At 68.5% G+C, this 26,398-nt stretch carries 20 protein-coding genes; 12 read left to right on the top strand and 8 right to left on the bottom strand.

The window, feature by feature from the left end:
• On the bottom strand, positions 1-1,522 hold a 1,522-nt coding region (locus DBO33_RS41005; protein ID WP_107659818.1), incomplete at its 3' end, for an Hsp70 family protein.
• 265 nt (positions 1,523-1,787) lie between these two features.
• Here DBO33_RS41005 and DBO33_RS41000 point away from each other — a divergent pair.
• From DBO33_RS41000 to DBO33_RS40985, 4 genes are all read left to right on the top strand, one after another.
• Positions 1,788-3,710 (top strand): IniB N-terminal domain-containing protein, encoded by a 1,923-nt coding sequence (locus DBO33_RS41000; protein ID WP_159080750.1) that lies wholly within the window; start codon positions 1,788-1,790, stop codon positions 3,708-3,710.
• A 95-nt stretch (positions 3,711-3,805) separates the two neighbouring features.
• Positions 3,806-5,671 (top strand): dynamin family protein, encoded by a 1,866-nt coding sequence (locus DBO33_RS40995; protein WP_107661036.1) that lies wholly within the window; start codon positions 3,806-3,808, stop codon positions 5,669-5,671.
• 76 nt (positions 5,672-5,747) lie between these two features.
• Positions 5,748-7,286, top strand: coding sequence for a dynamin family protein (locus DBO33_RS40990; RefSeq protein WP_107659816.1), 1,539 nt, complete (start codon positions 5,748-5,750; stop codon positions 7,284-7,286).
• A gap of 280 nt (positions 7,287-7,566) precedes the next feature.
• Entirely contained in the window at positions 7,567-8,211 is a 645-nt protein-coding gene (locus DBO33_RS40985; protein ID WP_107659815.1) for an HhH-GDP family DNA glycosylase, read from the top strand.
• A 22-nt stretch (positions 8,212-8,233) separates the two neighbouring features.
• On the opposite strand, the gene DBO33_RS40980 is transcribed toward DBO33_RS40985, so the two are convergent.
• Entirely contained in the window at positions 8,234-9,394 is a 1,161-nt protein-coding gene (locus DBO33_RS40980; RefSeq protein ID WP_107659814.1) for a zinc-binding dehydrogenase, read from the bottom strand.
• A gap of 92 nt (positions 9,395-9,486) precedes the next feature.
• Positions 9,487-9,927 (bottom strand): winged helix-turn-helix transcriptional regulator, encoded by a 441-nt coding sequence (locus DBO33_RS40975; RefSeq protein ID WP_107659813.1) that lies wholly within the window; start codon positions 9,925-9,927, stop codon positions 9,487-9,489.
• An 87-nt stretch (positions 9,928-10,014) separates the two neighbouring features.
• Here DBO33_RS40975 and DBO33_RS40970 point away from each other — a divergent pair, with 87 nt between their 5' ends.
• Positions 10,015-11,454: an MFS transporter gene (locus tag DBO33_RS40970; protein ID WP_234391307.1), complete on the top strand. Its 1,440-nt coding sequence runs from the start codon at positions 10,015-10,017 to the stop codon at positions 11,452-11,454.
• A 49-nt stretch (positions 11,455-11,503) separates the two neighbouring features.
• Here the strand turns inward: DBO33_RS40970 and DBO33_RS40965 are convergent, their stop codons facing one another.
• Positions 11,504-11,803 (bottom strand): hypothetical protein, encoded by a 300-nt coding sequence (locus DBO33_RS40965; RefSeq protein ID WP_107659812.1) that lies wholly within the window; start codon positions 11,801-11,803, stop codon positions 11,504-11,506.
• A 107-nt stretch (positions 11,804-11,910) separates the two neighbouring features.
• On the opposite strand from DBO33_RS40965, the gene DBO33_RS40960 reads away from it, so the two are divergent.
• Complete coding sequence (locus DBO33_RS40960; protein WP_107659811.1) at positions 11,911-12,396, top strand: MarR family winged helix-turn-helix transcriptional regulator; 486 nt, start codon at positions 11,911-11,913, stop codon at positions 12,394-12,396.
• 15 nt (positions 12,397-12,411) lie between these two features.
• Here the strand turns inward: DBO33_RS40960 and DBO33_RS40955 are convergent, their stop codons facing one another.
• A complete protein-coding gene (locus DBO33_RS40955; protein WP_107659810.1) occupies positions 12,412-14,013 on the bottom strand; it encodes an FAD-binding oxidoreductase in 1,602 nt (533 codons plus the stop codon).
• A 357-nt stretch (positions 14,014-14,370) separates the two neighbouring features.
• Between DBO33_RS40955 and dnaK the strand changes: the two genes are divergently transcribed.
• The 5 genes from dnaK (at position 14,371) to DBO33_RS40930 (ending at position 20,255) form a co-directional block, all read left to right on the top strand.
• Positions 14,371-16,221, top strand: coding sequence for a molecular chaperone DnaK (gene dnaK, locus DBO33_RS40950; protein WP_107659809.1), 1,851 nt, complete (start codon positions 14,371-14,373; stop codon positions 16,219-16,221).
• Positions 16,218-16,928, top strand: a complete 711-nt coding sequence (gene grpE, locus DBO33_RS40945) for a nucleotide exchange factor GrpE (protein ID WP_107659808.1) — start codon at positions 16,218-16,220, stop codon at positions 16,926-16,928. The genes dnaK and grpE overlap by 4 nt, the downstream gene beginning before the upstream one ends.
• A gap of 24 nt (positions 16,929-16,952) precedes the next feature.
• Entirely contained in the window at positions 16,953-18,113 is a 1,161-nt protein-coding gene (gene dnaJ, locus DBO33_RS40940) for a molecular chaperone DnaJ (RefSeq protein WP_107659807.1), read from the top strand.
• Positions 18,113-18,517: a heat shock protein transcriptional repressor HspR gene (locus DBO33_RS40935; protein WP_107659806.1), complete on the top strand. Its 405-nt coding sequence runs from the start codon at positions 18,113-18,115 to the stop codon at positions 18,515-18,517. The genes dnaJ and DBO33_RS40935 overlap by 1 nt, the downstream gene beginning before the upstream one ends.
• 568 nt (positions 18,518-19,085) lie before the next feature.
• A complete protein-coding gene (locus DBO33_RS40930; RefSeq protein ID WP_107659805.1) occupies positions 19,086-20,255 on the top strand; it encodes a globin domain-containing protein in 1,170 nt (389 codons plus the stop codon).
• 107 nt (positions 20,256-20,362) lie between these two features.
• On the opposite strand, the gene DBO33_RS40925 is transcribed toward DBO33_RS40930, so the two are convergent.
• The 3 genes from DBO33_RS40925 to DBO33_RS40915 form a co-directional block, all read right to left on the bottom strand.
• The gene (locus DBO33_RS40925; RefSeq protein WP_107661034.1) at positions 20,363-21,142 is read right to left on the bottom strand and encodes an FAD-binding oxidoreductase; all 780 of its coding nucleotides are present in this window, start codon (positions 21,140-21,142) and stop codon (positions 20,363-20,365) included.
• 14 nt (positions 21,143-21,156) lie between these two features.
• Positions 21,157-22,314, bottom strand: coding sequence for an FAD-binding oxidoreductase (locus DBO33_RS40920; protein ID WP_107659804.1), 1,158 nt, complete (start codon positions 22,312-22,314; stop codon positions 21,157-21,159).
• Between the two features lie 280 nt (positions 22,315-22,594).
• Complete coding sequence (locus DBO33_RS40915) at positions 22,595-23,530, bottom strand: NADP-dependent oxidoreductase (protein WP_107659803.1); 936 nt, start codon at positions 23,528-23,530, stop codon at positions 22,595-22,597.
• Positions 23,531-23,834: 304 nt separating this feature from the next.
• Here DBO33_RS40915 and clpB point away from each other — a divergent pair, with 304 nt between their 5' ends.
• A complete protein-coding gene (clpB, locus tag DBO33_RS40910; protein ID WP_107659802.1) occupies positions 23,835-26,390 on the top strand; it encodes an ATP-dependent chaperone ClpB in 2,556 nt (851 codons plus the stop codon).
• The last annotated feature ends 8 nt before the right edge of the window (positions 26,391-26,398 follow it).

Below are 26,398 nucleotides of genomic sequence, written 5' to 3'. Positions count from 1 at the left end.
GCGGCGCACCGGGTGTCGCGGGCGGCGCGGCGGGCTGGTCGGCGGCGGGCTGACTGTGCACCACGGCGACCGTGGTCGCGGTCGGCGAACCGGGCTGTCCCGCATCGGCTTTCGGGTGGCCCGCGGTGGCGGCGGCCGAGTCCGTCGCGGCGACCGGTGCGTTGGGGTCGGCCGGGTCGGTAGCCTGCCCGCCGGTGGTCGCGGCGATCTCCGCCGCGCGCGCCAGGGACGACTGCTCGGTCGAGGCCGGGTTCGAGCCGGACTGGATGCCGGTGCCGATCGCGGCGGTGCCGGTGGCCAGCAGGGCGATGACGACCGCGGCACCGGCGATGATCGTGGCGCGCTGCTTGCCGCGCAACCGTGGCCTGCGCGGTGCCTCGGCCACCGGCAGTGGTGAAATCGCCACCGCGGGCAGCTCTTTGGTGGTCGGCGCGGGTACTGCGGCCGGTGTGCGATCAACGGTGACGGTCGCCAGCTCGGCGGCCAGCGCGGCGGCCCCGCGGGCGCTGGTGTGGGCGGGCTGGGCAGCGGCGACCACCGGAAGGCCGAATTCGGTCGAGATCAGTTCGGCGACCAAGGGAATCGCGCCGCCGCCACCGGTGAGCAGGACACGGCTGATGTCGCCGACGTCGAGCCCGGCCCGGTGCACCGCGTCCCGGATCAGGTCGATCGAGCTCAGCAGCGGCCCGCGCAGCAGGTCCTCCAGTTCGCCGCGCACCAAACGCACGTTGCCGGTCTGTGCGTCCGCCGGATTCAACCGCGCGCGCACCACGGTCGCGGTATTTATCGAGAGGTCTTCTTTCGCCGTTCTGCAGCGCTCGCGCAATGCCGACAATTCCCGTTCCACTACCGGGTCGTACGGGTCGAAATCATTTGCCGCCGCGGCGTTTGCCAGAACGTAGCGCATGGTGAGTAGATCGAATTCGGCACCGGCGACGTCCGTGGTCCGCAGTGGTGCGCCGAGCAGGCTCGCGTGATCGCCGGTGCGCACCACCGAGACGGTCAGACCGGTGGCGCCGAGGTCGTAGACGAGGACCGCGCCGTCGCCGAGCGGGCCCTGCGTGGCTTCGAGCCAGCGGACCGCGGCGGTGGGTTCGGGCACCAGGGTCACCTCGCGCAGCCCCGCCCGATCGAGGGCGGCGCGCTGGATGTCGACCGTGTGCCGCGACCACCACGCCGGGTAGCAGGCCACGGTGACGCCGGATTCGCGTGCGCCGGTATCGAACTCGTCCATCAGACAGGTGATCGCCGCGGCGACGAGGTCGGCGGCGCAATGCTCGGTGCCGTCCTCGGCGAGCATGTCCACCGGATCGCCGACCCTGGCCAGGAAGCCCTCGAGCAGCACGTCGCTGGAGTGCCGTCCGGTCGCGCGCGCGGCGGTGCCGAAGGTGGGCGGTGCGTCGGCCACCAGCCGCAGCACGCTGGGATGCGTGCGCACGCTGTCGCCGTCCTCGCCCGCTGCCGCCGCGGCGACCGAATTCGACGCCCCGACAGTGATGCCGAGCGCCAGACGCTGTGTCATTCGTGAACCCCGTTCGAAAACTCTGTGGTCCGGTGTCGTGCGAGCACCCCGATGCACCTGTTGTTTCGGTTGCTGGGTGTCCGCCGTTACCGGTTCCGGGGAAGTTCCGGGGAAATTCCCCTAATGCCGTGACAGCCCCTAAGGGCGGGCTCGGGTGAGTTGTGGGGGTCGGCCCCGTTATGCGTAACGCGTGGCGCCCCTAGCGTGAAATGCATTCCAACGATGCGGATCGCGGAGGTCCGCCGGCTCTCAGGAGATGTTTCTGATGACACCCAACGCGATTCTCGAGTTCATCCTCAACCTGCTGCGTGACCACGAGGCGGCGGTCGGCTACTGCGCCAACCCGGCGCAGGCGCTGGTGGCGGCGGGTTTGCCTGCGGTGACCCCGGAGGACATCGCCGCCGTCGCCCCGATGGTCGCCGAGTCCGCGCTGGTTGCGGGCGGCTCCCAGCTGTCGGCGATCGTGGCCGCGGGTGCGCAGACCGGTGCTGCCGCCGTGCTCGGTGCGGCGGGCACCGTCGGTGCCGCCGCGGCGGCCGATGCCGGCTTGAACATCGGCGCCGACCTCGGCCTCGACCTGGGTGGACAGGTCGGTGCGGGTATCGACCTCAATGCGGGACTGAACACGGCGATCGACACCGGCCTGCAGGTCGGCGCTGATCTCGGTGCCGGACTTTCGGCAGGGCTGGGCACCGTCGCCGGTATCGGCGCGGATTTGTCCGCCGCGGTCGGCGGTGCGCTCGGCGTGGCCGGGCAGGCGGTCACCGGCATCGGTGCCGATGTGCAGGGTGCGGTCGACGCCGGACTGCAGGTGGGGACGGGGCTCGAAACGAGTTTGTCCGCCGGGCTCGGCGGTGCGCTCGGTGCGGTCGGACAAGCCACGACCGGACTCGCTACCGGCCTCGATGCCGCGCTCGGTGCGGGCGGCCAGGTGGGTGCCGACCTGTCCAGCGGGTTGCAGGGTGCGGTGCAGACGGGTGTGACGACCGGTCTCGACGCGGGCGCTGGTCTCGGTGCCGGGCTGAATGCCGGTCTGCAGGGCGCGGTGAATGCCGGAACCCAGGTGGCCGGCGATCTGTCGACATCTATTGGTGGAGCGGTGAATTCGGCAGTCGGCTTGGAGAGCGAACTGGCCACCGGGCTCGGCGCGGCGGTAGGCGCGGGCACTGAAATCGGTGGAGACCTGTCCACTGGGCTGGGAGCGGCGGTAGGTGCGGGCACCGAGATCGGTGGCGACTTGTCCACCGCTGTGGGTGGCGCGGTGAACGCGGGTGCGCAGGTCGGTTCGGGCCTGGAGACGGGGCTGTCCGGCAGTGTCGGTGCGGGTACGCAGGTGGGCACCGATCTCGGCGCGGGGCTGGGGACGAGTGTGGATAGTTCGATCAACGCCGGTGCGCAGCTGGGTTCGGGGCTGGAGACCGGGTTGTCCACAGGTCTCGATGGTGTGCTCGACGCCGGTGCTCAGGTCGGTGGCGCGATTGATGCGGGTACGCAGGTGGTGACCGGCTTGGAGACCGGGCTCGGCATTGCGGCCGATGCCGGAGCAGGTCTGGGAGCTGGACTTTCGGCCGGTCTCGACGGTGCGGTCGGTGCCGGTGCGCAGCTGGGGACAGGTTTGGAGACGGGTCTCGACGGTGCGGTTGGCGCCGGTGCACAGCTGGGGACAGGTCTGGAGACCGGGCTTGGCGGCGTCATCGACGCAGGTGGGCAGGTGACGACCGGACTGGAGACCGGGCTCGGTGCGGATTTGTCCACAGGTATCGGTGGCGCGGTGGATGCCGGTGCCGGTCTCGGTGGTTCGCTGGGCGGTACTGCCCAAGGGGCTGTGGATGCCGGTGCGGGGCTGGGTGGTTCGCTGGCCGGTACTGCGCAGGGCGCGGTTGACGCCGGCGCTGGTCTCGGTGGTTCGCTGGGCGGGACTACTCAGGGAGTAGTGGATACGACTGCGGGCCTTGGTGGTTCGGTCGGTAGCACCACGCAGGGCGCGGTCGATACCGGTGCCGGGCTGAGTGGTGGCGTCGGGGCGAGCACGAACCCCTGGTCTTCCCTTGATGTTTCGAGTGCGTTCGGGTCGGGGCTGGACAGTTCCGCTGGCCTGCACGGCGACACCGGACTGTTCGGTGAGGCGGACGCGGATCTGACCGGCAGCGCCGGTGCGGATCTCACCGGTGACGCGATGCTGCACTGACGCCGCCGCACTGACCACGCCTGCGGCGGCGCACCGACAAGGCCTGCGCCGCCGCACCGACAATGCTCGAGCCACTGGAAGAGGTCGATACCGCGATGGGGACGCCCGCACCGAACGCCACACCACCGGCGGTACCGCTGCTGTCGGTACTCGGCGAAACCATCGCGGCGGCCCGCGCCGCCGGGCGCACCGATCTGGTCGGCCGCCTCGAGGTGGCCGCCGATCGGGTCCGCGACCCGCGGCGGCGCATTGTCGTTGCGGGACAACTGGATCAGGGCAAGAGCCGCTTCGTCAACGCGCTGCTCAATCTGGAGATCTGCCCCGTCGGCGACGACGTGACCACCACGGTCACCACGCTGCTCGCGCACGGCCCCGAGCCGAAGGCCGAGCTGGTGCTCACCGGTCCCGGCGGCGACTCCGGCGGTCCGGAGACCCGAGTGCTCGTGCCGTTCACCGAGATCAGCACGATCTCCGCCCGCTCACCGCTGGCCCAGGGGCGGCGGATCGTGCGGTTGGAAATCCAGGTACCCAACCCGCTGCTGGCCGATGGCATCGTGCTGGTCGATACGCCAGGAGTCGGCGGGCACGGAAGTTCCTATGCGGCAAGCGTGCTCGGCATGGTGTCCGCCGCGGACGCGGTGCTGGTGCTCTCCGACGCGTCCACCGAACTCACCGAGCCGGAACTCGCGTTCTTGCGTCAGGTCCGTGAGCTGTGCCCCACCGTCGCGCTGCTGCTGACCAAGACCGACCTGTACCCGCACTGGCGCCAGGTGCACGAGGCCGACCGGCGCCACCTCGCCACGGCAGGTCTCGACGTGCCGATGATCGCGGTGTCCTCGCTGCTGCGCAGCCACGCGCTGCGCCTGCAGGATCAACAGCTCGGCCTCGAGTCGGGCTTCGGCGTGCTCTACCAATTCCTGCGCGACCAGGTGGTGGCCCGCGACCAGCTCGCCACCCGCGCCGCAGTCGCCCGCGATATCCGTTCCGCCGCCGAACATCTGGCGCTGGCGCTGGGCAGTGAGCTGGTTGCGGTCCGCGATCCGGCACGCGGCGCGGCGGCGGTCCGCGAACTGCAGGCCGCCCGGACCTCGGCCGAGGAACTGCACCGCCGCACCGCCTCCTGGCAGCAGACGCTGGCCGACGGCATCACCGACCTGGCGGGCGATGTCGACCACGATCTGCGAGATCGGTTGCGCGGCATCGCCAGAACCACCGAGGAGTGGATCGACGACCACGACCCCGGCCGACATTGGGAGCGGATCGCCGAATACCTCACCGGCACCATCGATACGGCGATCGGCGACAACCTGCTCTGGACCCACTCGCGCGCCTTGCAACTCGCGCAGCGGGTCGCCGAGCATTTCAGCGATGCGGGCGCCACCGATCTCCCGGACGTCCGGTCCGACACCGCCGTCGCAGGCAGTCACATCGGCGCGGGCACCCTCGCCGACCTGGAGCCGGACATCGGTTTCGGCAGCAAACTGCTCGTCGGCATGCGCGGCTCCTACGGCGGCGTGCTGATGGTCGGGCTGGCCAGTACCTTTGCCGGACTCGCGCTGCTCAATCCGATCTCGCTCGGCGCCGGACTCGTGGTGGGCGGCAAGGCCTTCCGTGACGACAAGCAGGCCAGGCTGGCCCGGCGGCGCACCGAGGCGAAGGCGGCCGTCCGCCGATTCGTCGACGATGTGGCGTTCCAGACGGGCAAGGAATCCAAGGACCGGCTGCACCGCATCCATCGCGCACTGCGCGACCACTATGCCGGTGTGGCCGAGCGGAGCCTGCGGTCGATCGACGATTCGCTGCGGGCCGCGCAGGAGGCCGCGACGATGGCCAACGCGCGCCGGGCCGAACGCGGGGCGGTGCTCGAGCGGCAGCTGAACGTGGTCGCTGAGCTGGGCAGGTACGCCGAAGCCATGCAGGCCGCGCTGCCGAGCGCGTCCGTCGGTACGGTTGCCCCGTGAACGAGCTCCACCGAGTGAACCGACGACACAGCGCGCCTTCGCGAACGGCGCTGCCGAGCGCAGGCGAGGCGGCGTCGTGAGACGTGCGGGCGGCGCTGCGCCAGGGATAGTTGCCGAGGCCCATCGACTGATCGGCGCGGCGCGTGCCGCGCTGGCGACCGAACCGCGACCGCGGGCCATGCTCGCCGAGTGCGCCGGTCGCCTGGATCAGCCGTTGCGCGTCGCGCTCGCCGGTTCGTTGAAGGCCGGCAAATCCACGCTGCTGAATTCCCTTGTCGGGCAGGACATCGCACCGACCGACGCGACCGAGTGCACCAGGGTGGTCACCTGGTACCGCTACGGTTCCACCCCGAGCGTGACGGCGCACGCCGGCGACGGCGCCCGCGCGAACGTGGTGGTGCGCCGCGGCGGCGGTACGCACGGACTGACCTTCGACCTGGATCGGTTGACTTGGAACGCGCCCGCGCCGCGCGAGGTCGATCACCTCGAGGTCGAATGGCCGGCGGCGGCGCTGGCCGACACGACCATCATCGATACGCCGGGCACCTCCTCGCTGTCGCGGGAGGTGTCGCAGCGCACGGCGCGGCTGCTCACGCCGGAGGGCAAGCAGAGTATCGCGGTCCCCGGCGCCGACGCGGTGGTGTACCTGCTGCGCAGGCTCGACGCGGCCGACGTCCGGTTCCTCGAGCGGGTGGGCGCGGGAACTACTGCCGGGCCGGGTGTTTCGGGATTGCCCGGCCCGCTCGGCGTCGTCGGTGTCGTGTCCAGGGCCGACGAGATCGGCGCAGGCCGGATCGACGCGCTGCACTCGGCACGCGATGTCGCGACCCGCTTCGCCGGGGAGCTGGAGCGAACAGGGCTGTGCCAGGCCGTGATTCCGGTCGCCGGGCTGCTCGCGTTCGCCGCGGCCACACTGCGGCAACAGGAGTATGCGGCGTTCGAGGCGCTCGCCGGTGTTCCGGTCGACGAGCTGAGTGCGGCCCTGCTCTCCGCGGATCGCTTCGCGCGCCCCGATGTCGTATTGCCGGTGGCACCGGAACTCAGAGCCCAGCTCGCGGAACGGTTCGGCCTGTTCGGAATTCGCATGGCAGTCACCCTGATTCGGCTCGGCGTGCGCGACTCCGCCACGCTGGCAGCGGAATTGACCACGCGCAGCGGTGTGGACGAGCTGCGCTCGGTGCTCGATGTGCAGTTCGGCCAGCGCGCCGATCAGCTCAAGGCGCACTCCGCCCTCACCGCGCTCGCGCGCGTGCTGACCGCGTACCCGGGCAGCGCGGCCGACACCCTGCTGCCGCGCGTACGCACCCTGCTCGCCGATGTACACGGTTTCGCCGAGCTCCGCCTGCTCGGTCGTCTCCGCACCGACGAATTGACCCTGCCACCGGCGGATCTCGCCGAACTGCACCGCCTCATCGGCGGTTCCGGCATCGCCCCGCACCTGCGCCTCGGGCTGCCGGTCGACGCCGCGCCCTCGGTACAGCGAGACCAAGCCGTTGCCGCGGTACGCAAATGGCGGGCCAGGGCTAGACACCCACTCGCCGACCAATTCACCAGTACCGCTTGCCTCACCGCAGCCCGCAGCGCGGAAGGCACGCTCAGTCTGTTGCCCGGCTAGCTCAGGTCACCGGTAATCCTGCACAACACCTCCACCGTCTGCACTGGTCGGCGCCTGCTCGGGGTCGATCGGATACTGGGAAGCGAATCGTTCGGCGCCCACCGCGACCTGTGCGCGGCATCTTCGACACCGTCGCGCAAGCGGTCACCACCCCGGGGCCTGGGAGTGGCTCGCGGCCTTCGGCAAGGCAGGCAGCGGTATCGCCCGGACGACCGACATCGGATCGGTGTGAAGCCGGTGCCGTCGGGTAGGCGACCGATATCCGAACAAGGAGGTCGCGATGAGCCAACAGAAGGTAGTGCACGCGCTGCTCGACCGCGCCGGAACCGGATACGCCGCGGAGGCGGGCATCCACCTCGACGACAAACCCGCGCCGCTGTTCCAGCTGCTCATGCTCGCGGAGCTGTTGAGCACCAGAATCTCCGCCGACATCGCCGTAGCCGCCGCCCGCGAACTGGTCGCCACCGGCTATCGCACCCCGCAGCGCGTCGCCGACGCCGAATGGCAGGAACTCGTCGACGCCCTCGGCCGCGCCCACTACCGCCGCTACGACGAGAGCACCGCCACCCGTCTCGGCGCCAACGCCGCCCAGGTCCTCGACCGCTACGACGGCGACCTGCGCAATCTCGCCGACGAAGCCGACCACGACTCCAAACGCGCCGCCCAACTCCTGCAAGAGTTCCAGGGCATCGGCCCCACCGGCAGCGACATCTTCCTCCGCGAGATCCAAGACGTCTGGCCCTGGGCCGCCCCCCATTTCGACGAACGCGCCCTCCGCGGCGCCGACTGCATCAACCTCCCATCCACCCCCGCCAAACTGGCCGCCCTGGCCCCCAAAGACCACACCGCAGCCCTCGCCGCCGCCCTCGTCCGAATCACCCTGGACGACAAACTCGCCGAAGAAGTCCTCGACGCCGCCCACTGACCCGTGCGTCGAGGCAGCCGCGTCAGGGGGTGGTGGCGGGGCTGGTGGGGTCGATGAGGATTTTGGCGTGGTGGTCGGGGGTGGCGAGGGTGGTGAAGGCGGTGTCGATGCCGTTGAGGCCTACTGTGCCGGTGATCAAGGGGGCGGGGTCGACCTTGCCTTCGGCGAGGAGGTGGAGGGTGTCGCGGAACTCGCCGGGGTCGTAGCCGAAGGCGAAGCGGAGTTCGAGTTCCTTGTTGATGGCCATGGCGGGGCGGATGCGGTCGGTTTCCATGCAGACGCCGACGACGACCACGCGCGACAGTGGCGGTGCGGCGGTGATGATCTGGTCGAGAATGCCTGGGACGCCGACGCATTCGAAGATGACGGGTCCGGACGGGCCCGCGTTCAGGGTGTGTGCGAGGCGGAAGACGTACCACCAGGGCAGGTTCGGGACGCGGCGCAGGCGGTCCATGGTGTCGAAGCCGAGCTCGAGAATGTCGGTGACGCCGTTGATGCGGCCGCGGGTGGGTGCGGCGGTCCAGGGGGAGTCGGTGGCCGGGTCGACGACGATGTCCGCGCCGCAGGCGGCCGCGAGTTCGCGGCGGCGTGGGGAGAAGTCGCTGGCCACGACCGTGCGTACGCCCGCCGCCTTCAGCATGCTGATCACCGCGAGCCCGATCGGCCCGCAGCCGATGACAAAAGCGTGCTGCCGCTTGCCTACTCGACCGCGGCGCACCGCGTGCCAGGCCACCGCCATGGGCTCGGTGAGCGCGGCGTGTTCGGCGGACAGCCCGTTCGGCACCGGCATGGTCATCGACTCCTGGACGATCACCTGCTCGGCGTAGGCGCCGGGCGCCTCGACCGACAGACCGGTCAGCTGCGGTTTCGTGCCGTGCCGCACGATCGGCAGCGCCACCACCGGAGTGCCTGCCCGCCAACGCTTCCGGCACCCCGGTCCGTAATCCACCACCTCGCCGCTGAATTCGTGCCCGAGCACCACACTCTGGTCCGACCGCATGAACGAGTCGTACCCGGTGACCGCGCTCAGCTCGGCCACCTCGTCGGCGTGGTTGCGCACATGCAGGTCGGAACCGCAGATGCCGCAGCGCGATACGTTGATCAGCAGCTGCCCGCGCCCGGGTATCGGCGTCGGTAAGTCGGTGACCTCGAATTTCGAGTTGGTGACGACGGCAGCCCGCATGGTGAACTCCTCGAATCGGCGTCGCTGACCACGCTACTGCGCCATCAGCCACCCCTGCCGCTTTCCCGCGATCGAGATAGACCGTCGCCGGGTCAGATGGGCGTCAGTTCGTCCTGGGCGGCGCGGCGATCGTAGGCGTTGCGCGCGGCGGCGATCTCGTTCTGATGCCCTTCGGTCCAGGTCACCAAGGCCTTGATGGTGGTGTGCAGACTGGCGCCGAGCGGGGTCAGCGCGTAGTCGACCCGCGGTGGCACGGTCGGATACACGGTGCGCTCGACCAGCCCGTCGCGTTCGAGATGCCGCAGGGTGCGGGTGAGCATCCGCTGACTGACGCCGTCGATCTTGCGTTTGAGTTCGGTGAACCGCAGGCTCCGCTCGTCCAGCAGCGCGATCACCAGCAGCGACCACTTGTCGGCGACGCGATCGAGGATCTGCCGCACCTCGCAGTCGGCGCGGGAGTCCCAGTGTGAAACGTCGAAGTCGGCGGTGGTATCCCCGCAGTGCCCCGGTGACTTCAAAGTGCCGTCTTCCATAGTCGTCGATTCTGCCCGAGACTTCTCCTCGGTATCAAGAGGTAACCGACCCCATTGTGGGGAACCTACTGTGTTCGGGGAGTCGTGATGGTGAAATCCAGAGCCGCCGAGGTCTTTACCGAGATGTCCGGCCGCGCCTGGGGCGTGCTCGCGGTGTTGTGCGGCGCGATATTCATGGAGGGCATCGACGTCGGGATGCTGAGCGTGGCGCTGCCCTCGATCCGGGCCGAACTCGGCCTGTCCACCGGCATGCTCAGCGGTGTGGTGTCGGCGTACGTGCTCGGCTACGGCGGGTTCGTACTGCTCGGTGGCCGCGCCGCCGACCTGCTCGGCCGCAGGCGGATGTTCCTGTTCTGGCTGACGGTATTCCTGGTGTTCTCCGGACTCGGCGGCTTCGCCACCACCGGGTGGATGCTGTTGACCGCCCGCTTCGTCACCGGGGTGGCCGCGGCGTTCCTCGCCCCGGCCGGTCTCTCGCTGATCACCACCAACTTCGCCGAGGGCGCGGTGCGGGACAAGGCGCTGATGTTCTACGCGGGCGTGGCGGCAGGCGGTTTCTCGCTCGGCATGGTGGTCGGCGGATTGCTGACCGCGTTCGGGTGGCGCTGGGTGTTCTTCGTACCGGTGCTCGTTTCGGCCGTGCTCTTGGTGGCCGCGATCGCCATGATCCGGGATTCCGGTGTGCCGCAGCGGGTTCGGGGCGGCTTCGATCTGCTCGGTGCGTTGAGCGTGCCCGCTGCGATGCTGCTGCTCGTCTACGGTGTCGTCCGGCTGGAGCATCCCGGTGACAATCCGGGGCTGACGGTGGCGTCCTTCGCCGGCGGTCTGGCGGCGCTCGCACTGTTCGTCGTGAACGAACGCCGCACCGCCACACCGCTGGTCCGGCTCGGTATCCTGCGTTCGGTCCCGCTGGTGCGCACCAATCTGGTCGCGGTGCTGTTCATCGCCTCGTTCATGGGATTCCAGTTCCTGGCGACGCTGTACTTCCAGGAAGTGCGCGGCTGGAGCACGGTGCAGACCGGCTTGGCGATGGCGGTGCTCGGTCTGGACGCGATCCTCGCTCCACTGCTGACGCCCTGGTTCGTGCGCCGGTTCGGCAATGTCCGGGTGATCTTCGGTGGCACGGTCCTCGCGGCGCTCGCCTACGTGCTGTTCCTGCCGACGGACCTGGATCGCACCTATATCGCCATGCTCCCGACGATGCTGCTGCTCGCCGTGGCCTTCGCGCTGGTCTACGGACCGCTGACCATCGCGGGCACCGACGATATCGCGGCGGAGGAGCACGGCCTGGCGGGTGGATTGCTCTACACCGCAATCCAATTCGGTGCGGCGCTGGGCATCTCGGTGGTGACGGCGGTGAACGTCGCGGCGGTCACCGCGGGCAACGTCGGCATGGACGGACTGCGCACCGCGCTGATCGTTCCGGTCGTCGCCGCGGTCCTGGCCGGCGTGGTCGCCGCGACCGGCTTGCGCCGCAGCACGATCGCCGACCCGGACGAGCTGCCGGAACAGCTCGTGCACGCCTGACGGCGGTCCGATGGGCTGGAGTGTCAAACACTCCAGCCCACAGGCCTTTTCACTGCCGGGCGCGCAGTATGGGGAACACCTCTTCCTGGAGGTAGGTTTCCAGGTCGCGACCGTTGCGCACGGCTTCGATCACCGGAACGCCGTGCTGTGCCGCCTTTTCCTGCAACGCCGCGCTCGAATCGCTTTCGACGCCACCACCGATCAGCAGCAGGCCGATCGGACCGGCCTCGAGCGCGGCCAGCGCGTCCGCGTCGGCGGTCACGCCGTGCGCGGTAAATCCTTGTGCGCGAATGAGTTCGAGGCCGGCGGCCACCACACTCGGACCGCGGCCGATAGTCAAAATATCCATTGCTTCCATCTCCTGGTCTGTGTCGGGCTCATCTGCAAACTATGCACCTACGGTGATTATCAATCAATAGAACAATCAAGTTGAGTGCGTATAGGTATGCTGACAGCGTGACCGATCCGAGGTTTCCGCCGCTGTCCGATCAACCGGCCTTCCTGCTGGGCCAGCTCGGCGCCTACACCGGCGCCCGATTCAGCGAGCTGCTCACCCCGATCGGTATCGGCCCCCGGCACTTCGGCATGCTGCGGCTCCTGCGCGAACACGACGGGCAAACCCAGCAGCGGCTCGGTGAGACGCTGGGCATCCACCGCAATGTGATGGTCGGTCTCGTCGACGAGCTGGAGCAGCGCAAGCTCGTCGAACGACGCAGGCACCCGACCGACCGCCGCGCCCACGCCGTCTATCTGCTGCCCGCCGCGCACGACGTACTGGCCCGCGCACAGCAGGTGGTGGCCCGCCTCGATGCCGAACTGTTCGCCGAACTCGCCGCCGAGGAACGAACGACGCTGCTGCGGCTGTTGCAGCGAACGGCCGCGAGCAACGGGCTACGCCCCGGGATTCACCCCGGTCTCACCGGCGAACGAATGCCGCATTGACCGTGGCGCGGTAATTCACAGGAGCACACCGGGATTCAGGATGCCCGCCGGGTCGAGCGCGGATTTGGCCGCGCGCAGCGCCAGCGCGAACGGCTCCGGGCGCTGCCGGTCGTACCAGGGCCGGTGATCCCGGCCCACCGCGTGGTGGTGGGTGATCGTCCCACCTGAGGCCGAGAGTGCCTCGGAGACCGCGGCTTTGATGTCGTCCCACTGCGCGACCGTGCTGCCCCAGCGTCCTGCGGCGTAGATACCGAAATACGGTGCGGGCCCGTCCGGATAGACGTGGGTGAATCGGCAGGTGACCACGCCGGTCGCGCCGACCGCCCGGATCGCGTCGTTCGCGGCGGTGGTGACGGCGACCTTCAGTTCCGCGAATCTGTCCCAGGTGCAGGCGGTTTCGAACGTCTCGGTGATCATCGACTGCGCGGCAAGCGCGTCGCGCTGGTAGGGCATGCGCAGGAAGGACGAGCGCCAGGTGTCGGCGGTGCCGCCGGTATGGGTGTTCGTGTCCGAATCCACATAACGCACGGGCTCCGGCATGGTGCCGCCATGCTCCACCGCGATCTCGACGACCCGTTCCATCCACGGCTGGGTCGGATGATCTGCCGATTCGAAGCCGAGCACCAGCACCCCGCCCGCGGTCGCCGCACCGGCGTTGAGGAAGGCCTCGGCGGGATCGAGCAGCCGGCAGTTGGTCGGATACAGCCCGGACTGCGCGATGGCGCGGGTGGCGGCCACCGCGCGGTCGTAATCGTCGAAGTGCACCGAAGTCGTTGCCCGCCCCCGCGGCCGGTCCTGTAGCCGCAGCCAGGCCTCGGTGATCACGCCGAGGGTGCCCTCCGAACCGAGGAACATCCGGTCCGGCGCGGGCCCGGCGCCGGAGCCGGGCAGCCGGCGGGATTCGCTGATGCCCGCGGGCGTCACCACCCGCATCGACTCGACCAGGTCGTCGATGTGGGTGTACAGCGTCGCGAAGTGCCCGCCGGCCCGGGTGGCCAGCCAGCCGCCGAGGGTGGAGAACTCGAACGACTGCGGAAAATGCCGCAGGGTCAGCTTCGCCTCGCGCAGTTGATCTTCCAGGGCGGGCCCGAACACGCCCGCCTGAATCCGTGCCGCGCGACTGATCGGATCGATCTCGAGGACGCGGTCGAGTGCGCCCAGGTCGAGGCTCACCGCACCGGCGAAGGTGTCGTCGAGCCGCGGCTCCACCCCGCCGACCACGGAAGTGCCACCGCCGAAGGGGATTACGGCGATATTCGCCCGGCTCGCCCAATCGAGCACGTCGACGATGTCTGTTTCGGTGCGCGGCCGCATGACGAGGTCGGGCGGAGTTCGTACCTCGCCCAAGAGATTTCGGACCACGTCGCGAAACGCCTGCCCGTGTGCGTGCGCCGCACGATCGGCGGGGTCGACGGAGACGAGCTCGGCCAAGGCGTCCGGTGCCGCGATCCGCGGTTCGGGCAGCGCCAGCGTTTCGACCGGCGGCGGCTCGTGCGCCGTCAGATCGGCGCCGGGCAGGATGGCCGCGACGCGTTCGGTCAGCGCCGCCCGCTCCGCGCCGGCCACCGCGTCCTCGACGTTGCCCCAACCCCACCATGACCGCGTCTTCGTCGACACCGTGACTCCTTCCCGCCGGGTTCACACCCGCCGCGCGTGTTATTGCACCACGGGGTGGTCGCGGCCGGGTCGGGCGAGGACAATCGCGAGCGGACGAAATCGATGTCGTCGTTTGGGAATGATCCGCGTCTGCTGTCCGTTGAGCTATTCGACAACATTGAGTGTGTCGGACTCAAGTTTGAGTTGACTCCCGATCATCATTGGGGGCAGGATTGAGCCGACCACGCTCAGCGTTGCTGGGACCGTGCTCCGCCAGGTGCTTGGGGCGAGGTCTCGCGGCATAGGGAAAACCAGGCCGCAGGGCGCAACCCGCCCAGGCACCGACACATGTCAGTACGTCAAATAGGAGGAACCACAATGGCTCGTGCGGTCGGAATCGACCTCGGGACCACGAACTCGGTCGTCGCCGTACTCGAAGGCGGAGAACCGGTCGTCGTGGCCAACTCGGAAGGATCGCGCACCACCCCGTCGATCGTCGCGTTCGCGAAGAACGGCGAGGTTCTGGTCGGCCAGCCGGCCAAGAACCAGGCCGTCACCAACGTCGACCGCACCATTCGCTCGGTCAAGCGCCACATCGGCACCGACTGGACCGTCGAGATCGATGGCAAGAAGTACACCCCGCAGGAAATCAGCGCGCGCACCCTGATGAAGCTGAAGCGCGACGCGGAGGCCTACCTCGGTGAGGAGATCACCGACGCGGTCATCACCGTGCCCGCGTACTTCGAGGACGCCCAGCGGCAGGCCACCAAGGAAGCAGGCCAGATCGCCGGCCTGAACGTGCTGCGTATCGTCAACGAGCCCACCGCGGCGGCGCTGGCGTACGGCCTGGACAAGGGCGACAAGGAACAGACCATCCTGGTCTTCGACCTCGGTGGCGGTACCTTCGACGTCTCGCTGCTGGAGATCGGCGAGGGCGTCGTCGAGGTCCGCGCCACCTCCGGTGACAACCACCTCGGTGGTGACGACTGGGACGAGCGCGTGGTGACCTGGCTGGTCGACAAGTTCAAGGCCAGCGCGGGCATCGACCTGACCAAGGACAAGATGGCGCTGCAGCGGCTGCGTGAGGCCGCCGAGAAGGCGAAGATCGAGCTGAGCTCCTCGCAGAGCACCTCGATCAACCTGCCTTACATCACCGTCGACGCGGACAAGAACCCGCTGTTCCTCGACGAGCAGCTGACCCGCGCCGAGTTCCAGAAGATCACCTCGGACCTGCTCGACCGCACCCGCGCGCCGTTCCAGTCCGTGATCAAGGATGCGGGCATCAACGTCGCCGACATCGACCACGTCGTGCTCGTCGGTGGCTCCACCCGGATGCCCGCGGTGTCCGAACTGGTCAAGGAGCTGACCGGCGGCCGTGAGCCGAACAAGGGCGTGAACCCGGACGAGGTCGTCGCCGTCGGCGCCGCGCTGCAGGCCGGTGTGCTCAAGGGTGAGGTCAAGGACGTCCTGCTGCTCGATGTGACCCCGCTGTCGCTGGGCATCGAGACCAAGGGTGGCGTGATGACCAAGCTCATCGAGCGCAACACCACCATCCCGACCAAGCGCTCGGAGACCTTCACCACGGCCGACGACAACCAGCCGTCGGTGCAGATCCAGGTGTTCCAGGGTGAGCGTGAGATCGCCTCGCACAACAAGCTGCTCGGCTCCTTCGAGCTGACCGGCATCCCGCCGGCCCCGCGCGGCGTGCCGCAGATCGAGGTCACCTTCGACATCGACGCCAACGGCATCGTGCACGTGACCGCGAAGGACAAGGGCACCGGCAAGGAGAACACGATCAAGATCCAGGACGGCTCCGGCCTGTCCAAGGAGGAGATCGACCGGATGGTCAAGGACGCCGAGGCGCACGCCGCCGAGGACAAGGCCCGCCGCGAGGAGGCCGAGACCCGCAACCAGGCCGAGTCGCTGGTGCACCAGACCGAGAAGTTCATCAAGGACAACGAGGACAAGGTCCCGGCCGAGATCAAGACCAAGGTCGAGGCGGCCATCGCCGAGGCGAACGAGGCGCTCAAGGGCACCGACATCGCCGCGGTCAAGGCGGCGGTCGAGAAGCTGGCGACCGAGTCGCAGGCGCTGGGCCAGGCGATCTACGAATCGTCGGCCAATGACGCCGCGGCGTCCAGCAACGGGTCGTCGGCGTCGAACAACGCCGAGGACGAGGTCGTGGACGCCGAGGTTGTGGACGAGCCGGTTGACACGGAGAAGAAGTGACCGACGGCAACAATTCGGAGCGACGCGACTCCGAGCAAGAGCCGATCACCTTTGTGGACAATCGCAAGATTGACCCGGAGGACCGGAACCTGAGCGGCGACCAGTCGCAGCCGGGTGAGGTTCGGGAACCGTCGGCGGCCGAGGCCGCCGACGGGCCCGGCCCGGGCACCGGCAACGGCGCGGAGTCCGTCATCGATACGGAAAAGGGTGCCGAGCTGTTGGCCGATGCCATCACCAAGGAGCTCGCCGAGCGCACCGCCGATCTGCAGCGGCTGACCGCGGAGTACGCCAACTACCGGCGCCGCGTCGAACGCGACCGCAAGACCGCGATCGACACCGCCAAGGCCGCCGTGGTCACCGAATTGCTCGGTGTGCTCGACGATCTCGATCGGGCCCGGGCACACGGCGACCTGGACTCCGGACCGCTCAAGTCGGTGGCCGACAAGCTGGCCACTGCGCTGCACAAGCAGGGCCTCGAGGAATTCGGTTCGGAGGGTGAGCCTTTCGACCCGACCCTGCACGAGGCCGTGCAGCACGAGGGCTCCGGGCACGACCCGGTGATCGGCGTCGTCATGCGCAAGGGCTATCGGTTCGGCGAGCGGGTGCTTCGGCACGCGCTGGTCGGGGTAACCGATGGCGGGGCCGACAACGGCGCGGCCGGAACGACAGAGGCATCGGATGCTGATGCCGGCGCGAACAAACAATAAAGACGCGAGAGGAGGAGATATCCGGTGAGTCAACGGGAGTGGATCGAAAAGGACTTCTATAAAGAGCTGGGTGTCTCCTCCACGGCCTCGCAGGACGAGATCAAGAAGGCGTACCGCAAGCTCGCGCGTGACCTGCATCCGGACGCCAATCCCGGCGATGCCAAAGCCGAGGAGCGGTTCAAGACCGTCAGCGAAGCGCATGCGGTGCTGTCGGATCCGGCCAAACGCAAGGAGTACGACGAGACCCGCAAGCTGTTCGCGGGTGGCGGCTATCCACGCGGCGGCGGGTTCACGCCCGGTGCGGGTGGCGGCTTTTCGCAGGACTTCAACATCGGTGACATCTTCGGCGGCGCGAACGCCGGCGACGGTGGCCTCGGTGACCTGCTCGGCGGCCTGTTCAACCGGGGTGGCACGCGCACGACCAGTCGCCCGCGCCGCGGGGCCGATGTGGAGACCGAGACGACCCTCGGCTTCCGCGAGGCCGCGCAGGGCGTCACCGTTCCGCTGCGGATGACCAGTCCGTCGCCGTGCACCACGTGTCACGGCAGCGGCGCCAAGCCGGGTACCAGCCCGCGGGTCTGCCCGCACTGCAATGGCACCGGCATCGTCAGCCGCAACCAGGGTGCATTCGGCTTCAGCGAGCCGTGCGATGACTGCCGGGGCACCGGCTCGATCATCGACGACCCGTGCGTCGACTGCCACGGCAGCGGCATCCAGAACCGCACGCGCACCATCACGGTGCGGATTCCCCCGGGAGTCAGTGACGGACAACGGATTCGGCTGGCCGGACAGGGCGAGGCGGGCCTGCGTGGCGCGCCTTCGGGCGACCTGTTCGTCAGCGTGCACGTCAGCCAGGACAAGGTCTTCGGCCGCAACGGCGACGACCTGACCCTGGTACTGCCGGTCAGCTACAGCGAATTGGTGTTGGGCACCACGGTTTCGGTGCCCACGCTGGAGGGGCGCGTCGGCGTCAAGGTGCCGCCGGGCACCGCGGACGGCCGCATCCTCCGGGTGCGCGGTCGTGGCGTGCCCAAGCGCGGCGGCGGCGCCGGTGACCTGCTGGTCACCGTCAAGGTCGCGGTGCCGCAAAAGCTGGACGACAACGCCGCGGAGGCGCTACGGCGCTACGCCGAGGCGGAGAAGGCCAGCGGTTTCGACCCACGGGCAGGATGGGCAGGTGCTTGATGTCCCATGATCCGAAGCAGGCGTCCGGCGGGTCGCGTGCCGAGTTCTTCATGATCTCGGTGGCGGCCCAGCTGGCGGGCATGCACGCGCAGACCTTGCGTACCTATGACCGTCTGGGACTGGTAACGCCACAACGCACTTCGGGCGGCGGGCGACGCTACTCGGCCAGGGACGTCGAGCTGCTGCGCGAGGTGCAGCGGCTGTCCCAGGACGAGGGCGTCAACCTGGCGGGCATCAAACGCATCATCGAACTCACCAACCAGGTCGAGGAATTGCAGCAGCGCGTCACCGAGCTGTCGGCCGAGCTGGATCGGTTGCGAGCGGGCTATCGGCCCGATCTTTCGCCGCCGCAACGCAGTACCGCACTGGTGGTGTGGCAACCGCGAAACCGCCGTAATGTTTGAGCGATCGAACGCAGCGCAACAATACTGAATACGGCTGGCTAACAATCGGGCCGCTGATCTCGGCGCATTCATCGTGCTTCGAGGTCAGCGGCCCGAAGCGGTTCCGCAGCACGGTTTCTGAAGGTTAGCCAAAGATAAGCCGAGATGTGGTCTGTGCCAGTGCGCTGAGAGCTCGTGCGAAAGTCCGCTTTACTCGTCATCTTTCACCGCGCGCCCCGAGGGCGTGCCGGGTGCCGCGCATCCGGTCGAGTCGGTCGAGCGCCCAGGGAAGTTGCCGTGCAGTCGCTCTGGGATGGCCGCCTGGGTGAAACTTGCAGATCGAGTCGTGCATATTCAGTGTATCCGTGACCGAATTCATCCGTTTTTACGGTCTTTCAGTCCGTTTCGTGAGTGTTTTGCTCGGCGTGTCCTCGTTTCAGCGGAATTACACGCTTGTTGTTTAAACGGAGGATTCCACTCCTGGCAAACCTCGCCTACACTCCTTGGCAACGGCTGCTGACGAGTGTCCCGCAGCACCTCACTCGCCGGCACAGTTTGTGTTCGAGTGCGAAATGGGGTTGTGACACAAATGGATTCGCGGACTGTCGCTTTGATCAGAACTACGTTCAAGGCGGTTGCTGCGGAGGAAGGGGGGCCGGAAAAATTAGCGAGATCGTTCTACGCGATCCTATTCACCGACTACCCCCAAGTCCGCGATTTCTTTCCAGCAGCCATGGACGCCCAGCGAGATCGCCTTGTCAAGGCAATCGGCTACGCGTTGGACCGGCTCGAAGAGCCGAACAAGCTCCTGCCCTTCCTCGCCCAGCTCGGGCGTGACCATCGCAAATACGGTGTGCAGGCAGCGCATTACACGGCCGTCGCGGTCTCGCTGAAAACCGCGATGAAGGTGTACGCGGGCACCGAGATGTGGACCGACGAGGTCGACCGGGCCTGGGACGAAGGCCTGAAGATCATCGCCGACACCATGATCGGCGCGGCGGACAAGGAAACCACACCACCGGTCTGGACCGGCACCGTGGTGGAACGCCGCGAGGTACTGCGCAACTTGACCGTGCTGCGATTGCAGCTGGACCAGCCGATGTCCTACGCCGCCGGGCAATACCTGAGCGTGCAGGTCCCGTCGCGGCCGCGGATGTGGCGCTACATGTCGCCCGCGGTGCCCGCGAATGCCAACGGGGAGATCGAGTTCCACGTCCGTGCCGTGCTCGGCGGCTGGGTCAGCCCCTCGATCGTCGGCCAGGCCGCCGTCGGTGACCAGTGGCTGCTCGGTTCGCCCCTCGGCGGCCTCGGCAATCCGCGCAACGCCAAGCGCAAGATGCTGATGGTGGGCTGCGGCACCGGCATCGCGCCGCTGCGGGCCCAGTTGATGGCGATGGCGCAGCGGCGGACCAACCCGAAGGTGCACCTGTTCGTCGGCGGCCACCACCCGTGCGATCTATACGATCTGGACACGCTGAACAGCCTGGCCGTCGCCAACCGCTGGCTCACCGTGACGCCGGTCACCGAACACGACGAAAACCCTTGGTGGTACACCGATTCCGGCGAACTCGCGCCGGCGCACGCGGGCCTGGAACCGCGACTGACCGGCCAGATCGGCAAGGTGGTCGCGAGCTTCGGCGCCTGGGCCGACCGGGACGTGCAGATCGTCGGCTCGCCATCGATGGTGCAGACCACCAAGTTCCGCATGATGGCCGCGGGGACGCTCGCCAAGAACATCCGCCACGACCCGCTGTTCTGACCGGCCGTCCGGGATTTCGACCCCTCCCGTTGTCCCGGACACAGTCGGAATCCGGTCGCGCCCAGTACCGCGGCCGGATTCCGGCTACGCCGTCGGCCGAAAACGGTTCAGAGCCCTTCGAACTGGATTCGCTCCGGCGGAGTTCCGGTAGCGAGCAGCCGATCGACCGTGGCATTGACCATGGCGGGGGAGCCGCAGACCAGCACCTGATGGTGGTCGAACGCGCCGTGTGAACCGACCACTTCGGCGAGGGTGCCGAAGAGCATCTCGTCCGGTGGGAAGCCGATGTCGACGCGGCTGCGCTCGAACCATTCGTCTACCCAGCTGGGATCGTCCGGGCTCTCCACCACGGGAATGACTGTGAGCCAAGGCAATTCACCGGCCAGCAGGTACAGCATGTCCGAGGCGTACAGATCGCGCGGGGTGTGGCCGCCGAAGAAGAGGTAGGTGCGTGGCGGCTCCGGCTCGCGGGCCAGGTCCAAGATCTGCGCGCGCAGCGGGGCGAGGCCGGTGCCACCCGCGATCATCACCACCTCGTCGCCCGCCGGGTCGACCGCGAAAGTGCCGAGCGGAGCGCGGATCTGCCATTCGTCGCCGGGCCTGGTGTCGGCCACGATGGAGCCGCTGCACCAGCCGCCCGGCACCGTGCGCACATGGAACTCCAGCTTGCCGTCCAGCGACGGCGGCAGCGCGGGCGAGAGCCTGCGCCGCATGCTCGGCTGCTGCGGCACCGTGACCTCGACGGACTGGCCCGCGAGGAACGGGACGAACTCGCCGATCAGGCGAATCACCGCGAGATCGTGCCGGATTCGATGGTGTCCGACGACCGTCGCCGTCCACTCGGCCGGCAGGGGTGCGCCATTACCGAGCGCACTGGGGTCCCCCATCGGGGCCTCCTTCATCACACAGGGTCGGAGCTGATGATGTGCTCCGGAGTACCGACCGCGATCAACGCACGCCGGGTGTCCGCGATCATCCTCGCCGACCCGGCGATCTGGATCTGCCGGTCCGCCCACGCGCCGAAGCTCGCGACCACCGCGCCCAGGTTACCGATCAGCCGCCGGTGCATGCCGTACGGCTCTTCCTGCGGCGGATGGGGATACCACCACGGATTGGTCTTCTGCTCGCAGACCGGGACGATGGTGAGCCACGGATTGCTCTGCGAGAGCTGCCACATGTTCTCCACGTCGTAGAGATCGCAGGGGTAGCGGCCGCCGATGAAGAAGTGCACCCGCGGGTTGATGCCGCGCTGACCCATCTCGATCAGCTGGGCGCGCAGCGGCGCGATCCCGGTGCCCGCGCCGATCAGCAGCACGTCGCGGCCGCTGTCGCGGTCGACGTGCAACCCGCCGAGCGGTCCGGCGATCTGCCAGCGGTCGCCCACCCTCGTCTCGTTGACGATGGCCGGGCTGACCCAGCCGCCGCGGATCTTGCGCACGTGGAACTCGATCTCGCCGTACGGATTCGCCGGGATCGCCGGGGAGAAGTAGCGCCACATCTTCGGCCGCTGCGGCACCGTGAGCGGCACGTACTGGCCGGCTTGATAGGGGATCGGGCTCTCCGACTGCAACCGCACGATGGCCAGATCCTCCAGCACCCTGCGGTGCCCGACCACGGTCGCCTCCCAGTACGGCTGGGACTTGTCGGAGTTGGCGCCGATGGCCATGGACGCGGAGATCAGGATGGTGATGTCGCGCCAGCCCTCCTCCAGGCCGCGGTGCCAGGCCGCGCCGTTGTAGGCGCGGAACGCGGACAGCAGGGCCCGCCCCGCGGCGTCGTAGTGCGCCGCGTCGACTCCGTACTTTCGGTGGTCGCGCGCCAGTTGTTCGAGGAACTTCTGCGCCCGCTCCCAATCCTCGAGATGATCGAGCACGTACTGGATCGCCGTGGCGATCCGCTTGGCCTGCATATCCATCGCAGGGGGAAAGAGTTCCCGCAGTTGGGGGTTCTCGGCGAACAAGTGACCGTAGAACGCACTGACCAACCGTTCGGGTCCATTCGGTGCCTCGACTACCGAACGGAAGTTGGCGCGGACCAGCGCAGCCGAACGCGCATCCACGACGCGGAGCTTCCTTTCCCTCAGTTCTGCCCAGGGGACATACCCGTAACCGGCGGTCCTCCGCTGATCAGTATCCCCGAAAATGCCGTGGTCGTGTTGGTTAGTACCTGAAGACCGGGCCAAACGGTAATCGGTGGGCAAACGTGCGGTGTTGCGGGCCTGCGCTCGAGGTCACACCCGCGCCGCGCCGACGCTCGGCGCCGGTGGAACCGGGCCTTCGATTCGCAGTGTGCCGACGGTCCGGGCTGGGCCGTCGAGCCGGGAACGGGCGGTCGACGGGTCAGATGGCGAGCACGGTCTTGCCGCGTGCGCCGACGGCTCCGATAACGCTCGCGCCATCGGCCAGCGGAACGGTCGCATCGATCGGAACCACCACGTCACCCTCGGCTACCCGGTCCAGCAGCCGCGCCAATTCCCTTGCGCCGCCCTTGGATTCGATATTGCCGCCGCGGATGCCCCGGCTGCGCAAGGCGTCCTCGTCGGCGGACCAGATGGTGGAGTAGACGGTGCCGCCGTCGCGGACCAGTGCGGCCAGCTCGGCCAGTACCTCCGGCGGGCTCACCAGGTCGTAGAGGACGTCGATGCCGTCGGGATACCCGGCGGCGACCTGCTCGCGCACCGAGCCCGCGGTGTAGTCGACGGTCTCGGCCGCGCCGAGCCGGGTCATCTGGTCGGCGACGTCGCCGCGGGCGGTAGCGATGACGTTCGCGCCCGCCATGTTCGCCAGTTGGACGAGGAACGAGCCGACGCCGCCGGTGGCGCCGACGATCAGGACCGTCTGGCCCGGCTCGATGTCAGTGCCGTCCACCATGTCCTGCGCGGTGAGGCCCGCGGTGGGTAGCGCCGCGGCCGCGACGGTCGGCACGGCCTCCGGTACGCGCACCAGAATGCCGCTCTCCGGGATGACCGCGAACTCGGCGAACGAGCCGTGCCCTGCGGGCGGGTTGAGAAACTTGCCGACCACCCGGTCGCCGACGGCGAACCCGGTGACGCCGGGGCCGACCGCCGCGACGGTGCCCGCCCCGTCCACCCCGAGGATCATCGGAAAGTCGTGCGGCAGCTTGCCGTCCAGTATTCCGTCGGCCATCTTCGCGTCGAACGGGTTGACGCCCGCCGCCTCGAGCTGCACGCGGACCGCGCCGGCTCCGGCCTCGGGGACCGGCATGTCGGTCAACTCGGGTGTGGCTCCGAACTTCCGTACGACAATCGCGCGCATCCATTGGCTCCTTGATCGGGCTGAAGAGTGCGGGCCTCGCACCTTCGTGCTTGCAAGCGCTCCCTGATGCATCAACTAACGGCCAGGGTCATCGTATGCATCCATACCCCATGGACACTGTGATTCATCGCCCATTGGCAGGGTGTCGCGGCGTACCGTTCACACGCGGTGAAAATAACTAAACTTGAGCGGAACAGACTCAACCTTTCCCACGTTGGATGTAGAGGACGGCACGCAGCCGCGCGTGGAGTTCGTGCGGATCAGGCTCCGGCGCCGTGACAATCGACCAGTAGGAAGGTGACTTGTGGACTCGTTCAATCCCACCACCAAGACCCAGGCGGCCCTGACCGCCGCACTGCAGGCGGCCTCGGCCGCGGGCAACCCGGAGATCCGTCCGGCCCACTTGCTGGTGGCGTTGCTGGACCAGACCGACGGTATCGCCGCCCCGCTGCTCAAGGCCGTCGGCGTCGACCCGGCCACGGTGCGGCGCGAGGCGCAGGACATCGTGGACCGGCTGCCCAGCGCGACCGGCGCGACGACCACCCCGCAGCTCGGCCGCGAGGCTCTGGCCGCGATCACCGCGGCCCAGCGCCTGGCCACCGAGCTCGGCGACGAATACGTCTCCACCGAGCACGTCATGGTCGGCCTGGCCGCGGGCGACTCCGATGTGACGATGCTGCTGAAGAAGTACGGTGCGAGCGCCGACGCGCTGCGCGAGGCGTTCACCGCCGTGCGCGGCAGCGCCAGGGTGACCAGCCCGGACCCCGAGGGCAGCTACCAGGCCCTGGAGAAGTACTCCACCAACCTCACCGAGGCCGCCCGCGCGGGCAAGCTCGATCCGGTGATCGGGCGCGACACCGAGATCCGGCGGGTGGTCCAGGTGCTGAGCCGCCGCACCAAGAACAACCCGGTGCTGATCGGCGAGCCCGGCGTGGGCAAGACCGCCATCGTCGAGGGGCTCGCCCAGCGCATCGTGGCCGGTGACGTGCCGGAGTCGTTGCGCGGCAAGTCCGTGGTGTCGCTCGACCTCGGCGCGATGGTTGCGGGCGCGAAGTACCGCGGCGAGTTCGAGGAGCGGCTCAAGGCCGTGCTCGAAGACATCAAGAACAGTGCGGGACAGATCATCACGTTCATCGATGAGCTGCACACCATCGTCGGCGCGGGCGCCACCGGTGAATCTGCGATGGACGCGGGCAACATGATCAAGCCGATGCTGGCCCGCGGTGAGCTGCGCCTGGTCGGCGCGACCACGCTGGAGGAGTACCGCAAGCACATCGAGAAGGACGCCGCCCTGGAGCGGCGTTTCCAGCAGGTGCTCGTCGGCGAGCCGTCGGTGGCCGACACCATCGGCATCCTGCGCGGCATCAAGGAGCGCTACGAGGTGCACCACGGCGTGCGCATCACCGACTCCGCGCTGGTGGCCGCCGCCACGCTCAGCGACCGCTACATCACCTCCCGCTTCCTGCCGGACAAGGCGATCGACCTGGTCGACGAGTCGGCGTCGCGGCTGCGGATGGAGATCGACTCGCGCCCAGTCGAAATCGACGAGGTCGAGCGCGCGGTGCGGCGACTCGAGATCGAAGAGGTCGCGCTGAGCAAGGAGACCGACGAGGCCTCCAAGCAACGCCTGGAGAAGTTGCGCCAGGAACTCGCGGACGACCGCGAGAAGCTGAACCAGCTGATGACCCGCTGGCAGAACGAGAAGAGCGCCATCGATCAGGTCCGCGTCCTCAAGGAGGAGTTGGAGTCGCTGCGCGGGGAGTCCGAACGGGCCGAGCGCGACGGCGATCTCGGCAAGGCCGCCGAGTTGCGCTACGGCAAGATCCCGGCGCTGGAGAAGCAGCTCGTCGAGGCCGAGAAGGTCTCCGGCGCGGCGGCCGACGGCGAGGTGATGCTCAAGGAGGAGGTCGGCCCGGACGACATCGCCGAAGTGGTGTCGGCGTGGACCGGTATCCAGGTGGGCAGGCTGCTCGAGGGCGAAAGCCAGAAGCTGCTGCGGATGGAGCAGGAGCTCGGCAAGCGGGTGGTCGGCCAGACCGAGGCGGTGCAGGCGGTGTCCGACGCGGTGCGCCGGGCGCGGGCCGGTGTCGCCGACCCGAACCGGCCGACCGGCTCGTTCATGTTCGTCGGCCCGACCGGTGTCGGTAAGACGGAGCTGGCAAAGGCGTTGGCGGACTTCCTGTTCGACGACGAACGCGCCATGGTCCGGATCGACATGAGCGAGTACAGCGAGAAGCACTCGGTCGCGCGGCTGGTCGGTGCCCCGCCCGGCTACGTCGGCTACGACCAGGGTGGTCAGCTGACCGAGGCGGTGCGGCGCAGGCCGTACACGGTGGTGCTGTTCGACGAGATCGAGAAGGCGCACCCGGATGTGTTCGACATCCTGCTCGCGGTGCTCGACGAGGGACGGCTCACCGACGGTCAGGGCCGCACGGTGGATTTCCGCAACACCATCCTGATCCTGACCTCCAACCTCGGCGCTGGCGGCGATCGCGACTTCGTGATGAACGCGGTGCGTTCGGCGTTCAAGCCGGAGTTCCTCAACCGCCTCGACGACGTGGTGATGTTCCACGCGCTGGACGAGGAGCAGCTCGAGCACATCGTCGACATCCAGCTCGACCAGCTGCAGAAGCGGCTCGCGCAGCGCAGGCTGACGCTGGACGTGAGCGACTCGGCCCGGTTCTGGCTGGCCGTGCGCGGCTACGACCCGGTCTACGGCGCGCGTCCACTGCGCAGGCTGGTGCAGCAGTCGATCGGTGACACGCTGGCCAAAGGGCTGCTGGCGGGTGAGATCACCGACGGTGATGCGGTGAAGGTGACGGTCACGCCGGACGGTGACGGGCTGATCGTCGGCAAATAAGAGTCACG

This window comes from Nocardia suismassiliense (genome assembly GCF_900269665.1).
In the GTDB taxonomy this organism is placed as follows: domain Bacteria; phylum Actinomycetota; class Actinomycetes; order Mycobacteriales; family Mycobacteriaceae; genus Nocardia; species Nocardia suismassiliense.
The sequence above is the reverse complement of the archived record's forward strand: the minus strand, read 5'-3'. Positions and strand labels throughout refer to the sequence as shown.

Coding starts and splice junctions, on each gene's coding strand:
- DBO33_RS41000 (WP_159080750.1), top strand. CDS start 1,788: ATGACACCCAACGCGATTCTCGAGTTCATCCTCAACCTGCTGCGTGAC.
- DBO33_RS40970 (WP_234391307.1), top strand. CDS start 10,015: ATGGTGAAATCCAGAGCCGCCGAGGTCTTTACCGAGATGTCCGGCCGC.
- DBO33_RS40965 (WP_107659812.1), bottom strand. CDS start 11,803: ATGGATATTTTGACTATCGGCCGCGGTCCGAGTGTGGTGGCCGCCGGC.
- DBO33_RS40980 (WP_107659814.1), bottom strand. CDS start 9,394: ATGCGGGCTGCCGTCGTCACCAACTCGAAATTCGAGGTCACCGACTTA.
- DBO33_RS40930 (WP_107659805.1), top strand. CDS start 19,086: ATGGATTCGCGGACTGTCGCTTTGATCAGAACTACGTTCAAGGCGGTT.
- DBO33_RS40935 (WP_107659806.1), top strand. CDS start 18,113: ATGTCCCATGATCCGAAGCAGGCGTCCGGCGGGTCGCGTGCCGAGTTC.
- DBO33_RS40975 (WP_107659813.1), bottom strand. CDS start 9,927: ATGGAAGACGGCACTTTGAAGTCACCGGGGCACTGCGGGGATACCACC.
- DBO33_RS40985 (WP_107659815.1), top strand. CDS start 7,567: ATGAGCCAACAGAAGGTAGTGCACGCGCTGCTCGACCGCGCCGGAACC.
- DBO33_RS40995 (WP_107661036.1), top strand. CDS start 3,806: ATGGGGACGCCCGCACCGAACGCCACACCACCGGCGGTACCGCTGCTG.
- DBO33_RS40915 (WP_107659803.1), bottom strand. CDS start 23,530: ATGCGCGCGATTGTCGTACGGAAGTTCGGAGCCACACCCGAGTTGACC.
- dnaK (WP_107659809.1), top strand. CDS start 14,371: ATGGCTCGTGCGGTCGGAATCGACCTCGGGACCACGAACTCGGTCGTC.
- DBO33_RS40925 (WP_107661034.1), bottom strand. CDS start 21,142: ATGGGGGACCCCAGTGCGCTCGGTAATGGCGCACCCCTGCCGGCCGAG.